This window comes from Sphingomonas sp. H160509, from assembly GCF_024124765.2.
GTDB lineage: Bacteria > Pseudomonadota > Alphaproteobacteria > Sphingomonadales > Sphingomonadaceae > Sphingomonas.
Genome location: NZ_JAMXSR020000002.1, coordinates 2,932,403 through 2,945,936, shown reverse-complemented (window position 1 = coordinate 2,945,936; position 13,534 = coordinate 2,932,403). Strand labels below are relative to the sequence as shown.

Genomic DNA, 13,534 nt, shown 5'->3' with positions numbered 1-13,534 from the left:
GCCGAGTATATAGGCATTCGAGGGCCGAAACGGAAGCGAAATGGCCTGTAGGGGTGAGGCGTGCCGCGCCGGAAGTGCAGGAAGTGCAGACGCTGGGAGCGTTTTGCGGCGAGTGTGCACTTCGAGGGTCGGGCGGGCTGGTTTCGAGAGGGTTGGGATCGCCATGCGGGGATGGTGACAGAGGTGGGCTGTGTAGGACAGCGGTCAGGCGAGCCACCTGCGGCATAGCTGCCACCCCGGCGGAGGCCGGGGCCCAGTTGGAAAGGTTGCAGTAACGACGTGCCGCGCTCAGTTAGCACCGTCCCCCAACTGGGCCCCGGCCTTCGCCGGGGTGGTGCTCATCAACGACGCGTCAGACATGTCCCTCTCCCTCTGGGGAGAGGGAGGGGAGGAGCCGTAGGCGACGGAAGGGTGAGGGGGAGTTGGGATCAGCCTTGCGAGCCCCACTCCCCTCTCCCTTCCCACCGCAAGCGCGGCGGGCCCCTTCCCTCTCCCCCGGAGGGGCGAGGGAGACCGGCTTCAGAAGCGGTCGGCGCGCTGGCCTAGTAGGGTCACTTCGACGCGGCGGTTGAGACGCATCCCGGCCGGCGTTGCATTCGTGGCGACCGGGTCGTGCTCGCCGTGGCCGACGACGCTGAAGCGGGCGCGGACGACGTCCATGTCGTCGAACGCCTGGCGGACGCTCGCCGCGCGGCGCTCGGACAAGTCCTGGTTATGCGCATCGGTGCCGCGTGAGTCCGTGAAGCCGTCGATCGCCACGCGGACGCCGGGGTTGCCGCGCAGATAGCGGGCGAGCGGACGCAGCTTCTCGATCGCGCCGGGACGCAGCACGTCGCTATCGGTGCGGAACAGCACGTCCTCCTGCAGCGTCAGCGTCGCGCCGCGCGGGGTCTGGCGGAAGCCGTAGTTGCGCATCGCGCCGCGATCCCAGGTCGTGGTGGTCTCGACCACCGTGGTGCCGCCGCCGCGGTCGCCGCGATAGCCACGCGGGTCACGGCCATACGCATCCCAGTCGAAGCGGTCGCGGCGGGGGCCTGCGATCCGCGCAAATTCGCGGTTGGCGTCGTCGGCCTCTCGCGGGCTGATCCGGCCATCGCCGTTCGCGTCGAAGTTCGGCATCACGAATGCGATGCCGCGCCGCGTATTGCGCAGTTCGGGGTAGAGCACCGGCACGCCGGCGCCTTCGAGGCGGTAGCCGGGGCGCAACCAGGGCGCGCGGCTCATGTCGTAACGCCCCTCGGGACGTCCGTCGTCTCGCGCTTGCGCGAAAACGGGGGCGGTGGTCGCTGCGACCATCAGGACGCCAAGGGCTGCGCGCGTGAAATTCCGGGTCATCATGATCTCTCCGTGTCTTCGATGGACGGAGCTTTGCCCGCGCCCGCTTGAATGCGCGGTGAGCCTGCTCGACAGCGCGCGTTCAGCCTAACGCCCGACCGCGATCCGCGTTGCCTGGGCGCCAATCGCATCGAACAGCGCGTCTTCGGTGCCCGTCATCCACACTTGGCCGCGGCCTGCGAGCCGTGCGAACAGCGCCGCGCGGCGTGCCGGATCGAGGTGCGCTGCGACCTCGTCGAGGAGCAGGACGGGGGGCTGGCCGGTGCGTTCGGCGACGAGGTCGGCGTGGGCGAGGACGATACCGAGCAGGAGCGCCTTCTGCTCGCCGGTCGAGGCGAGTGACGCGGCGCGGTCCTTGTCGAGGTGCGTGACGATGAGGTCGACGCGGTGGGGGGCCGCTGAGCGTGCGCCCGGCAGCGGCGTCGCGAGCGCGGCCCTGGGCGAGGTCGGCTTGCAGGCGCGTGGTGTCGCCGGCCCAGCCTTCGAGCGTGAGACCGGCGCGGGGGAACGGGCCGTCGTCCTGATGCGCAAGCCTCGTCCCGAGCAGGGCGACTGTCTCGCGCCGTGCCGCATCGACGGCGGCGCCGTGCTCGGCCATCTGCGCTTCGAGCGCAGAGAGCCAGTCGCCGTCGGGACGGCCTTCGTCGGCGAGCAGGCGGTTTCGCGCGCGCATCGCCGCGTCGTAGCGGGCGGCGTGGTGCGCGTGACTCGGGGCGAGCGCTAGCGTGAGGCGGTCGAGGAAGCCGCGGCGTTCGCCGGCGGGGGGCGACGAAGAGGCGATCCATCGCCGGGGTGAGCCACAGGATCGTGAGCCACTCGGCGAGTGCGTTGGCGGTGGTGGTGGCGCCCTGGATGCGGACGATGCGACGTTCCGGGGCTGAGGCGAGCGTGCCGGTGGCGACGTCGACTTCACCTGGAGTCTGTATCTGCCCCTGCGCTTCTAACTCCCCTTCCGCTTGCGGGAGGGGTCGGGGAGGGGGCGCGCTTTCCTCGGGAGCGGACGCCAGTACGTACGTCGCGCCCTCCCTAGCCCCCTCCCGCAAACGGGAGGGGAACAGCGTGGCTGCTACGCCGAAGCCCCCTGCCCCGCCTTGCCGCGCCATCTCGCCGAGTGCGGCTCTCCGCAGCCCGCGGCCGGGCGCGAGCAGCGACACCGCTTCGAGGATATTCGTCTTGCCCGCGCCGTTCTCGCCGGTCAGCACGACGAACCCTGGTCCCGGCGTCAGCGTCAGGTCGGCATGATTGCGGAAATCGGTAAGGACGAGGCGCGAGAGCATTGCTTCGGCCTTAGAGGACTTTCGGAGCCGATTGCATCGCCCTTTTCCGTTCGCCCTGAGCGAAGTCGAAGGCGCGGTTCAAGCTCCGGTGCTTCGACTTCGCTAGGCACGAACGGAGTAAGGGACCAATCTGCGCCAGCGACACGCCCGGTCCACTAGCGAGCAGCGCGTCAGGCGGCGACCCGCTCCGGCAGGACTGCGGGTGCGGCCGCCGCGGTCGTCGCCTTCTGCGTGCTAAGATACGACGCGAGCGCCGGTCCCAATTCGCGCTGCGCCCGCAAATACGCGACAGGCGTGACGATCCCGAGCCGTTCGCGCGCGGCCTCCAGCGGTTCGTGGAGCAGTTCGAGATAATCCTCGCCCGACACCCACTTCGCCTTCCGCCCGTTGCGATAGCCTTCCCAGACCGCCTCCGCGAACAGCTTGCTGCCGGTGACTCGCATGCTCTTCAGCGCCGCCGCCGAGCCGATCAGCGCCCAGCCGAGCCCGCCGACCTGCGCGTAGCTGAACGCGACGAGCGCCGCTTCGCCCATGCTTTCGTCCGCCTTGTAGCCGGTCAGCACATGCCAGATATCGTGCGTGTCGCGCACCCGCCGGCCGAACCACGCGTAAGGGTGCGCCAGATCATCCTCGGACGGCACCAGCCGTGAGACCTCGACCAGCCCGTCGGCGGAATAGCCCGTCGTCTCGAGAAAATTGCGATACGCCGCCCCGACCGTGCCGGGCGCGAAGCTCGCGACGAACGCGGGGTCGGAGAAACGCTGCGCCAGTTCAACGCGGTCATAGGCGATCCGCCCGCCCTGCTCGGAAGCGATCAGCCGTGCGTAATTCATCGGCGCATTGCCGACGTTGAGCGCGCGCATGATCCGGAACACCTGCGTCGTGTCGTCGCCGTTCGCGAGCAATTTCTTGATCGCATCGAACGCCGTACGCCAATCGCGACGGCCGGTCGTACCGGGAAACGGAGGAAGCTTCGCCATCGAGTCGACTCCTTACTGACATCACTGTTAGTATTGAGCAGCGGGCGAGGAGTCAATCGAGGACGGTATCTACTTCCACGCGCATTTGCGTGGCGGCGTGCGCAAGGTCGTGATCGAGCGTCGCTAAGGACCAACCGCGCGCAACGACGATCGAAAGGTGAAGGGCGTCTCCGGAGCGCAGCTTCAGATCACCGCGATCGAGCAACGTTGCCGCCAACGCAAAATCGGCTTCGGTGACTGACTCCACGTGAAGTTCCCCGGCGCAAAACCGTTGCCACGCCTTCATCACACCGGTCCAGCCAACGGTGTCGATGACGCCCAATCGCCGTTTCATTGCAAGCGCACCGGAAAACTCGGTTGCGACCCAATGGCTGACCGCCAGAGTATCAGACCGTCGCGATAGCCACGCGCGTACGTCCTCGCTTTGCGCCTCGGCGGCGAAGGCCGACAACATCACCGCCGTGTCGCAGTAGAGGGTCAATACCGTGATTCGTCACGCATCTGCCGGACTAGGTCACGTGCAGATGTCGGATCGTATGGCAGCGACTTCGCCAGCGCTTCGAGCGCGTCGACATCAATAGGCTTGCGGCGCGGGAGCGGCGGGGCCTCGGGCGTCACGCCAGCGAAGGGCTGGCCGTCGCGCGTGATCTGCACGGCTTTGCCAGCTTCGAGCCGGTCGATGAGCGTGCCCAGTTCGTCTTTCAGATCCGCGATGTTGATCGAGTCCATGATCCGGCTCCTGCCTGTCGCGCCGCCATACCACGGCGCGACAGGCAGACCGAATCACACCCGCATCGGCATCAGCACGTACAGCGCAGGCGACTTGTCGTTCTCACGGATCAGCGTCGGGGCGGCGGCGTCGGCGAGGTGGACCTCGACCATGTCGCCGTCGATCTGCGCGAGGATATCCATCAGATAGCGGCTGTTGAAGCCGATCTCGAACGGGAGCGCTACGTAATCGCCGGGGACTTCCTCCGCCGCGGTGCCGTTTTCGGGCGATGTGACCGACAGCGTGATCTTGTCGCGGTCGAGCGCCATCTTCACCGCCCGCGTCTTCTCCGTCGCGATCGTGGAGACGCGATCGACGCCTTCCATGAAGCTCTTGGGGTCGATCTTGAGGATCTTGTCGTTGCCGGTCGGGATCACGCGACTGTAATCCGGGAAGGTGCCGTCGATCAGCTTCGAGGTCAGGATCGCCTGGCCGAGGTCGAAGCGGATCTTGGTCGGCGACAGCGAGACGCCGACCGAGCCGTCGACCTCGTCGAGCAGCTTGCGGAGCTCACCGATGCATTTGCGCGGCACGATCACGTCGGGCATCGATTCGGCACCCTCGGGACGCGGCAACGTGACGCGCGCGAGGCGGTGGCCGTCGGTCGCCGCGGCCTTCAGCACCGGGTTCGAGCTGTCGCCATCGGCCACGTGGAGAAAAATGCCGTTGAGGTAATAGCGCGTCTCTTCGGTCGAGATCGCGAAGCGCGTCTTGTCGATGATCTGCTTGAGAGTCTCGGCAGGCAGTTCGAACTGCGTTGGCAGCTCGCCCTCGGCGATCACCGGGAAATCGTCGCGCGGCAGCGTCCCGAGCGAGAAGCGGGCGCGGCCCGCGACGATGCTCATCCGGCCTTCCGACGCGGCGAGCTGGACCTGCGAGCCCTCGGGCAGCTTGCGTGCGATGTCGAACAGCGTGTGCGCGGACACGGTGGTCGCGCCGGGCTGGTCCACCGCCGCCGCGATCGATTCGTTGATCTGGAGATCAAGGTCGGTCGCCATCAGCTTGAGCGTGCCCTCGGCGGTCGCCTCGATCAGCACGTTCGACAGGATGGGGATGGTGTTGCGCCGCTCCACCACGGACTGGACATGGCTCAGCCCCCTTGAGGAGCGTTGCGCGTTCGATCGTCGCCTTCATCGTAATTCCCCCCGCCACCGCAGCCGGACTCGGGGCTGGGGGGCAATCCGCAGATGGCTTACCCAACAACAAAGGGTCGGAGCAAGCGCCCCGACCCTTCTTTGATCACGGTAAACGTCGCGTTAAAGCGATCAGAAGCGGAAGCCGTAGCTCGCCATGACCTGATGGCGGTCGGTATCGACGTCGAAGCGGCTGCTGGTGCCGCCGGTCGCATAGTCGATGTTGCCGCGCTCATAGTTCGAATAGCGATATTCGAGCTTGGCATAGCTGTTCGGGCCCATCGCGTGCTCGGCGCCAGCACCGACGCGCCAGCCGCCGAGCTTGAAGTTCGTATCGGTGGTCTGGCTGGTATCGCCCGCGAGCACCTTGAGCTTCGAGTTGGTGTAGCCGCCCTTGACGTACAGCATCGTCGTCGGTGCGACGACATAACCTGCGCGCGCGCCGACATAGATGTCGCGGCCCTGCTTGACGCGGCCATAGCCGAAGTCGCTGGTGTAGTCGTTGCGATCGCTCTTCGCGGTCGAGCCGGTCAGTTCGGCTTCGGCGCCGAGCACGATGTTATCCGATGTCGCGATATCGTAGCCGATGCCGCCGCCGTACAGCAGGCCGTCGATCTTCTGGTCGTCGCGCCCGTTGTTGTTGGACACGCTGCTGCCGGCGCCGGTGTGATCGTAGCCGAGCGTGGCCTCGACGCGGGGGCCGGTGAAGGTCGGGTTGGTCTGCGCGAGGGCGGGGGCGGCCACTGCGGTGATGGCGAGCAGCGAGACGGCGATAAGCGTACGCATTGGGGTTACTCCATACTATCTGGTCACCCCAAAACGCGGGGTGGACCGCTCCAATGGACCAACCGCGCGGGCGTTGCATGAACCCCAGATAAACGCGGAAATCCGTTGCTTTTGCGCCACAGGGGGTTGAAACGCGGGCCATGATTCCAAGCCAACGGCAGGGTGAAGCGGACGCCCGATCAAGCGATAGTCCGGCCCTTCGCAGAGGTCGCGATCTCGTCGCGCGGCACGGCGAAACCGTGTTCAATGCGGCGCACCGGTTGCAGGGGGATGCCGCGCATACGCCGTTGACGCGCGCTGGGTTCGCGCAGGCGGACGAGCTTGGGCGGGCGTTGCGGGGCTTGCTCGGAGCGAAGCCGGCGCTGACGTTGTGGGCGTCGCCGACCGGGCGGGCTTTGCAAACGCTGGCGGTGATCTGCGAGCATCTCGAGCTGGACTGGCATGATGCGCGGACCGATCCGCGGTTGGTCGAGATCGACATGGGGTCGTGGGGCGGGCGCTATTATGCGGACGTCGTCGACGAGGTCGGGCCGGTGATGCTGCCGGGGGGCACGCTGAAGCCTGCGCCCGATGGCGAGACCTATGGAGAGATCGCGGCACGAGTCGGCGGGTGGCTGGCCGATACGGCGGAGGATCCGGGCGATCGGCTGGTGATCATGCACGGGATTTCGAGTCGGGTGATGCTCGGCGTGATGACCGGTGCGGCGATTGATCCGCTGCTGGGCGCGCCGGTTGCGAAGGGGTTGCCGCAGGGGTCGGTCACGCTGGTGGAGAATGGACGCGCGACGGTGCCGCATCTTGGTACGGGGTTCGCTCCGGCGTGAAATTTGCCTGGGTCGAAGGTCTCACATCGGGGTTCGCAACTTCTGCCCCCCTCCCTGGAAGGGAGGGGGTGGGGGTGGGTCGGCTTCCGCATGGTCGAACCGTTGAGGCTCAAGCTGGCCGACCCACCCCCTGCTCCTCCCTTCCAGGGAGGGGAGTTGTGTGGCGTTTGGTTCTGGCGGCGGGGTTGTTTGCGGTTGGTGTACCCGCGGCGGCGCGTGACACGATCGGCATCTACCAAGGGTGGGGTGCGTTCCGCGATGCTAGCCCGGCGCGGTGTTACGCGATTGCGCGGCCGGTGATGGCGGGGGGCGTGCGTCCGGGTTTGCCAGCGTTGCGACGTGGCCGAAGCGGGGTTTGCGCGCGTCCTTGTATGTGCGGCTCAGTCGCGAGCGGGATCGGTCGGCGGGGGGTGACGCTGACGATCGGCGAGCGGCGATTCGCTTTGGTGGCGAACGGGCTGGATGCTTGGGCTGGGGATGCGCCTAGCGATCGCGCGATCGTCGCGGCGATGCGGTCTGGGCGGAGCATGAGTGTCGAGGCGGTTGGTGTTGGTGGGCGGCCGTTCGTCGATGTGTATGCGCTGTCGGGCGCGGCGACGGCGGTTGATGCGGCTGTGTTGGCGTGCAGCGGGGGGGTGAAACTTCGGGCGAGCCCCGCCCACCGGCACCACTCCGGCGAAGGCCGGGGCCCAATTGGGAAGGTGGTCGTAACGACGGACTGACCATCATTATCTTCGTCCCCCAATTGGGCCCCCGGCCTTCGCCGGGGTGGTGTTCTTGCTGGTGAAGGCCGGGATCAAACGGACGGTCTCCATCCCTCGTCCAGCAGCCAGTAGAAAAATCACGAAAATTCCGCTACGGGCTCGCGCATGCAGACCGCCGCGAACCTCATGCCCATTCCGGGGCACATCGATCCCGTGCCCGTTCCCCGCAGCTTCGTGCCGCGCAGCGATGGGCGGATCGACCTGCTCGGGCTGTCGCTCGCCGATCTGCGGATGGCGCTGGAGACGTCGCAGCTCGAGGAGAAGCAGGCCAAGCTGCGCGCGAAACAGCTGTGGCACTGGATCTATAATCGGGGTGCGACCGAGTTTTCGGCGATGACCGACATCTCGAAGACGATGCACCCGTGGCTCGAGCAGCGCTTCGTGATCAGCCGGCCCAACGTGGTCGAGGCTCAAGTGTCGACCGACGGGACGCGAAAGTGGCTGCTGCGGTCGGACGATGCGCAGGATTACGAGATGGTGTTCATCCCCGACGCGGATCGCGGCACGTTGTGCGTGTCGAGCCAGGTCGGCTGCACGCTGAACTGCACCTTCTGCCACACAGGGACGATGCGACTGGTGCGCAATTTGACGCCCGCCGAGATCGTCGGCCAGGTGATGCTCGCACGCGATTCGCTGGGCGAATGGCCGAGCCAGCCTGAGGGCCGGATGCTCACCAACATCGTGATGATGGGGATGGGCGAGCCGCTATATAATTTCGAGAACGTCCGCGATGCGTTGAAGCTGGTGATGGACGGCGCGGGCATCGCGCTCAGCCGGCGGCGGATCACGTTGTCGACGTCGGGCGTGGTGCCGATGATGGCGCGCGCGGGGGCGGAGATCGGGGTGAACCTGGCGGTGTCGCTGCATGCGGTGACCAAGGAAGTGCGCGACGAGATCGTGCCGCTCAACCGGAAGTACGGCATCGAAGAGTTGCTTCAGGCCTGCGCGGACTATCCGGGCACGAACAACGCGCGCCGCATCACGTTCGAATATGTGATGCTGAAGGACAAGAACGACTCCGACGACGACGCGCGCGAACTCGTGCGGCTGCTGCGGAAGTACGAGCTGCCGGCGAAGGTGAACCTCATTCCGTTCAATCCGTGGCCGGGTGCGCAATACGAGTGCTCGACGCCCGAGCGGATCAAGTCGTTCTCCAGCATCGTGTTCGGCGCGGGCATCTCGGCGCCGGTGCGGACGCCGCGCGGGCGCGACATCGATGCGGCGTGCGGCCAGCTGAAGACCGCGTCGGAGAAGAAGAGCCGCGCGCAGATCGATCGCGAGGCCGCCGCCGAGTCCGACGCTTTTGCTTGAGTGGACTGCGGTCGCGCTGGCGGCAGGGGCTGGTGTTCTCGGCGGTGCTATGAATGCGTTGGCGGGCGGCGGCAGCTTCGCGACGATGCCGACGCTGATCGGGCTCGGCGTGCCGTCGACGTTTGCGAACGCGACCAGCAACGTCTCGCTCCAGCCGGGCGCGATGGCGAGCGCTTGGGCGTATCGCCATGGGCTCCAGCCGATCTCCGGCGTCAGCATGAAGACGATGGCGGGGATCACCTTCGTCGGCGGGCTGGTCGGCAGCCTGTTGCTGGTGGCGACGTCGGCGCGCGCGTTCGACCTGATCGTGCCGTGGCTGCTGCTGTTCGCGACGCTGGCGATCGCGTTCGGCACGCGCGCATCGCTGTGGCTCCGGTCGCGGGTCGAGATCGGGCCGAAGTCGCTGGTCGCGGTGCAGGCGCTGCTGGGGGTCTATGGTGGCTATTTCGGTGGCGGCGTCGGGCTGATGCTGACGGCTGCGTGGGGGGCTGCTGTCGGGCGCGACTCCGGCAACGCTCGCGCCGCCGCGGACGCTGATGCTGGCGGTCGCGAATCTCGCCGCGACGATCATCTTCATCGCGACCGGGATGGTGGTGTGGGCGCTATGCGTGCCGATGCTGATCGGCGGGATCGTCGGCGGGCATTTCGGCGCGAAACTCGGGCTGTTGTTGTCGCCGCAGGTGATCCGCGTGTGGACGCTGCTGGTGACGATCGCGACGACGATCGTGTTCTTCTACCGCGCCTATTCCTAAAGCCCGGTCTTCGCGGCGAGCCATTTTGCTGCGATCTCCGGCGTTTCCTTGTCGGTATCGCGGTCGACCCGGTAGTTCGCGGCACGCATCGCCTCGACCGGGATGCGGCCGACCATCGGCTTTAGCGCGGCGAGGAACTTCGCGTCCCCTGCCCGCTTCGGCGCGACCATCAGGATCGCGTCGTAGCCCGGGATCGCACGCCGCGGGTCGGTCAGCACGGTAAGCCCATCCGCAGCGATCCGGCCATCCGACGAGAAGGCGGAAATGACATCGACATTGCCGCTCTCCAGCGCGCGGTACATGAAGGTCGGGCTGTACGGCGTCGTCTTGGCAAAGCGGAGCGGATAGGAGCGCTTCACCGCGGCCCATTCGGGACGTTCGAGGAATTCGAGATCGCTGCCTAGCGTCATGCCGGGAGCGGCCTTCACCAGATCGTCGAGGCTGGCGATGCTCTTGGCCTTCGCCGCGTCGCCCTTCATCGCGAAGGCGTAGGCGTTCTCGAACCCGAGCGACCCAATCAGGCCGACATGATGCTCGCGCCTCGCCCAGTCGGCGATCGCGGCGACCATCGCCGGGCGTTCGGGGACGTCGTTGCGCTTCATCTCGTTCGCCCAGATCGTCCCGGCATAATCGACATAAACGTCGATATCGCCACCGGAGAGCGCGCCGAACACGACCGCCGAGCCGAGGCCGTCGCGATATTCGACGGTGTAGCCGGCATGTTCGAGCCGGTCGCCGATCAGCCGCGCAAGGATGTATTGCTCGGCGAAGTTCTTCGCGCCGACGACCACGGTGCGGTCTCCGCCGCCCTTGGGCCACAGCGGGGCGGTCGCTGCCGCGGTGCCCAAGACCAACACCACCGCGCTCGCGATCCACAGCCAGCGGCGGCGCGCGCGGATGCCGTATTCGATCGCCCCGATCAGCGCGTCGACCGCCAGCGCAAGCGCCGCCGCCGACACGCAGCCGGCGAGCACCAGCGCCCAGTTCTGCGTCTGCAATCCCGCGAAGATCATATCGCCGAGGCTCGGCTGGCCGACCGTCGTCGACAAGGTCGCGGCCCCGATCGTCCAGACCGCCGCGGTGCGGATACCGGCGATCAGCACGGGCGCGACCAAAGGTGCCTCGACCAGCCGCAGTTTCTGCGCAGGCGTCATGCCGACCGCGTCCGCCGCCTGGATCACCGCCGGATCGATGCCGTGCAACCCCGCCACCGCATTCCGCAGGATCGGCAGCAGCGCGTACAGCGTCAGCGCGATCAGCGACGGGAGGAAGCCCAATGCGGGGATGCCGCCGCCGACCAGCGCGGAGAGGCTGAGCAGCAGCGGATAGAACAAGGCGAGCAGCGCGAGGCTCGGGATCGTCTGGACGAGGCTTGCGAAACCGAGCGACACGCGCGCCACGGTCGCGTTGCGCGCGGACCAGATGCCGAGCGGCAGGCTGATCGCGATGCCGAGCAGCAGCGCCGCCGCGGAGAGCAGGACGTGGTTGGCGAGCAGCGGCGGCACGCGGCCGAGCGCGTCGAGGAATGCGCTCATGCGACCCCCCCATGCGACTAGCGCCTGCAAGCGTTCGGCCTGCGCACGCGGCACCTGCACCAGCGCCTGCGCGTCGTCGCCCACCCTTGCCGGCGACGAGATCGGCGGGCGTGGCGTCGGCGACGATGCGTCCCGCCTTCATCACCAGCACCCGGTCGGCGAGCAGCAGCGCCTCCGCCATGTCGTGCGTGACGAGGATGGTGGTCAGCCCGAGCCGGTCGTGGAGCTCGCGGATCCGCGTGCCGAGCGCGTCGCGCGTGACCGGGTCGAGCGCGCCGAACGCCTCGTCGAGCAGCAGCAGTTTCGCGCCGGGTGCGAGCGCGCGGGCGATGCCGACGCGCTGGCGCTGCCCGCCGGAGAGCGCGTCGGGCATGCGGCTCGCAATGTCGCGGGGCAGGTCGACGAGGTCGAGCAGTTCGCCGACCTTCGCCTCATCCGTGCGGCCGGCGATGCGCAAGCCGATCGCGATGTTCTCGGCGATCGTCATGTGCGGGAACAGGCCGATGTTCTGGAAGACGTAGCCGATCCGGCGGCGCAGTTCGGGGGCGGGCTCGTCGGCGACGTCGGCCCCGTCGATCGTCACGTGGCCTTCGCTCGGCTCGACCAGGCGGTTGAGCGTCTTCAGCAGCGTCGACTTGCCCGAACCGGACGTGCCGACGAGCGCGACGAAACTGCCGCGCGCGACCTCCAGCGAAACGCCGTCGACGGCGATCGTCGTGCCGTATCGTTTGGTGACGCGTTCGAAAGCGAGCGCTGGGGAATTGTCTGGCATCTGCGCGCAGGATGCGGGAAACATACCGGAAAATCAAATGGAGAGGGTATGAGCCAGCGGGGCATTTTTATCACCGGCGGCGGATCGGGGATCGGCCGCGCCACCGCGATATTGTTCGCGCGGAAAGGCTGGCGGGTCGGGCTTGCCGACGTCAACGTCGCAGGGCTTGCCGAGACCGCCGCGCTGCTGCCCGCGGGCATGGTCAGCACCTACCAGATGGACGTGCGCGACCGCGATGCATGGGTGGCCTCGCTCAATGCGTTCGTCGCGACCACGGGCGGGCGGCTCGACGTGCTGTTCAACAATGCCGGGATCGGATCGGGCGGACCGCTCGCGGAGACCGACTTCGCCGAGATCGACCGGGTGATCGCGATCAACCTGGTCGGTGCGCTGAACGGCGCGCGGATCGGCCATGCGTATCTGAAGCGAACGCCGGGATCGTGCCTGCTCAACACCGCGTCGGCATCGGCGATCTACGGCTCGGCCGGGCTTGCGCCTTATTCCGCGACCAAGTTCGGGGTGCGCGCGATCACCGAGGCGCTCGACGGCGAATGGGCGGCGGACGGCATCAAGGTGCGCTCGATCGTGCCGAGCTTCATCGACACGCCTTTGCTCGATTCCGCGGCGGGGAACACCAACCACTCGATCCGCGAGACGGTGACGGGGGCGGGGCTGGAACTGACCAGCGTCGACAAGGTCGCGGAGGCAGCCTGGGCGGCGGTGCATGGCGACAAGGTGCACACGTTCGTGGGGAAGACCGCGCACCGGATGGCGTTCGCGGCACGGTGGATGCCGGGTGCGCTGCGCAAGCGGATGCGGCGGGATATGCGGAAGGGCTGAAAATCCCCCCTCCTTGGAAGGGAGGGGTCAGGGGGTGGGTCGGCTTCCGCATACCCGGACCTTAATTGGCTCAAGCCGGCCTACCCACCCTCAACCCCTCCCTTTCAGGGAGGGGCCAAACAGAAGATCTCAGGCGTCGCCGACGATCGCGTCGATCGCTTCGGCCATTTCGATATCGCGCGGTGACAGCCCGCCCGCGTCATGCGTCGTCAGCAGGATTTCCACGCGGTTCCAGACGTTCTTCCACTCCGGGTGGTGGTTCGCGCGCTCGGCGATCAGCGCGACCTGCGTCATGAAGCCGAACGCCTCGACGAAATCGGCGAACACGATCGTCCGCGTGATCGCGTCGCGCGCATCGTCGTAATCCCACTCGTCGAGCCCATCGAGCGCCTCGGCCCGCTCGGTATCGTTCAGCGCTTCGATCATCGGGCTCTCCCTTGCCGCAACAGTTCGCCG

Annotated in this window: 12 protein-coding genes and 4 pseudogenes; 6 read left to right on the top strand and 10 right to left on the bottom strand. The window is 67.4% G+C overall.

The features are described 5' to 3' along the window. Nucleotides 1–519: 519 nt before the first annotated feature. The 7 genes and pseudogenes from NHF48_RS16320 to NHF48_RS16285 form a co-directional block, all read right to left on the bottom strand. Nucleotides 520–1,335: an OmpA family protein gene (locus tag NHF48_RS16320; protein WP_263816911.1), complete on the bottom strand. Its 816-nt coding sequence runs from the start codon at nt 1,333–1,335 to the stop codon at nt 520–522. An 87-nt stretch (nt 1,336–1,422) separates the two neighbouring features. After that, nucleotides 1,423–2,612: pseudogene (locus NHF48_RS16315) on the bottom strand (DNA replication/repair protein RecF). 170 nt (nt 2,613–2,782) lie between these two features. Then, nucleotides 2,783–3,592 (bottom strand): Coq4 family protein, encoded by an 810-nt coding sequence (locus NHF48_RS16305; RefSeq protein ID WP_253071699.1) that lies wholly within the window; start codon nt 3,590–3,592, stop codon nt 2,783–2,785. Nucleotides 3,593–3,644: 52 nt separating this feature from the next. After that, nucleotides 3,645–4,073, bottom strand: a complete 429-nt coding sequence (locus NHF48_RS16300; RefSeq protein WP_253071698.1) for a type II toxin-antitoxin system VapC family toxin — start codon at nt 4,071–4,073, stop codon at nt 3,645–3,647. Next, nucleotides 4,070–4,321 carry a type II toxin-antitoxin system Phd/YefM family antitoxin gene (locus NHF48_RS16295; RefSeq protein ID WP_253071697.1) on the bottom strand — a complete coding sequence of 84 codons (252 nt, stop codon included), beginning with the start codon at nt 4,319–4,321 and terminating at the stop codon, nt 4,070–4,072. The genes NHF48_RS16300 and NHF48_RS16295 overlap by 4 nt, the downstream gene beginning before the upstream one ends. Before the next feature lie 54 nt (nt 4,322–4,375). Beyond that, nucleotides 4,376–5,495: pseudogene (dnaN, locus tag NHF48_RS16290) on the bottom strand (DNA polymerase III subunit beta). Between the two features lie 131 nt (nt 5,496–5,626). Further along, a complete protein-coding gene (locus tag NHF48_RS16285; RefSeq protein ID WP_253071696.1) occupies nt 5,627–6,280 on the bottom strand; it encodes an outer membrane protein in 654 nt (217 codons plus the stop codon). 140 nt (nt 6,281–6,420) lie between these two features. Here NHF48_RS16285 and NHF48_RS16280 point away from each other — a divergent pair, with 140 nt between their 5' ends. The 5 genes and pseudogenes from NHF48_RS16280 to NHF48_RS25295 all read left to right on the top strand — a co-directional run bounded on the left by NHF48_RS16280 (nt 6,421) and on the right by NHF48_RS25295 (nt 9,931). Next, nucleotides 6,421–7,104 (top strand): histidine phosphatase family protein, encoded by a 684-nt coding sequence (locus NHF48_RS16280; RefSeq protein ID WP_253071695.1) that lies wholly within the window; start codon nt 6,421–6,423, stop codon nt 7,102–7,104. A 158-nt stretch (nt 7,105–7,262) separates the two neighbouring features. Then, complete coding sequence (locus NHF48_RS16275) at nt 7,263–7,826, top strand: hypothetical protein (protein WP_446741168.1); 564 nt, start codon at nt 7,263–7,265, stop codon at nt 7,824–7,826. 147 nt (nt 7,827–7,973) lie between these two features. Next, nucleotides 7,974–9,179 (top strand): 23S rRNA (adenine(2503)-C(2))-methyltransferase RlmN, encoded by a 1,206-nt coding sequence (gene rlmN / locus NHF48_RS16270; RefSeq protein WP_253071694.1) that lies wholly within the window; start codon nt 7,974–7,976, stop codon nt 9,177–9,179. A 49-nt stretch (nt 9,180–9,228) separates the two neighbouring features. After that, nucleotides 9,229–9,645: pseudogene (locus tag NHF48_RS16265) on the top strand (TSUP family transporter); the annotation flags it as partial. A 70-nt stretch (nt 9,646–9,715) separates the two neighbouring features. Then, nucleotides 9,716–9,931 carry a TSUP family transporter gene (locus NHF48_RS25295; RefSeq protein ID WP_342454757.1) on the top strand — a complete coding sequence of 72 codons (216 nt, stop codon included), beginning with the start codon at nt 9,716–9,718 and terminating at the stop codon, nt 9,929–9,931. Here the strand turns inward: NHF48_RS25295 and NHF48_RS16260 are convergent. Further along, entirely contained in the window at nt 9,928–11,466 is a 1,539-nt protein-coding gene (locus NHF48_RS16260) for an ABC transporter permease/substrate-binding protein (RefSeq protein WP_253072462.1), read from the bottom strand. The two genes, NHF48_RS25295 and NHF48_RS16260, sit on opposite strands and share 4 nt — an antisense overlap. A gap of 18 nt (nt 11,467–11,484) precedes the next feature. Beyond that, nucleotides 11,485–12,238: pseudogene (locus tag NHF48_RS16255) on the bottom strand (ATP-binding cassette domain-containing protein); the annotation flags it as partial. 48 nt (nt 12,239–12,286) lie between these two features. Here NHF48_RS16255 and NHF48_RS16250 point away from each other — a divergent pair. After that, nucleotides 12,287–13,078, top strand: coding sequence for an SDR family oxidoreductase (locus NHF48_RS16250; protein WP_253071693.1), 792 nt, complete (start codon nt 12,287–12,289; stop codon nt 13,076–13,078). Between the two features lie 129 nt (nt 13,079–13,207). On the opposite strand, the gene NHF48_RS16245 is transcribed toward NHF48_RS16250, so the two are convergent. Beyond that, nucleotides 13,208–13,504 (bottom strand): 4a-hydroxytetrahydrobiopterin dehydratase, encoded by a 297-nt coding sequence (locus NHF48_RS16245; RefSeq protein ID WP_055881974.1) that lies wholly within the window; start codon nt 13,502–13,504, stop codon nt 13,208–13,210. Between the last annotated feature and the right edge of the window lie 30 nt (nt 13,505–13,534).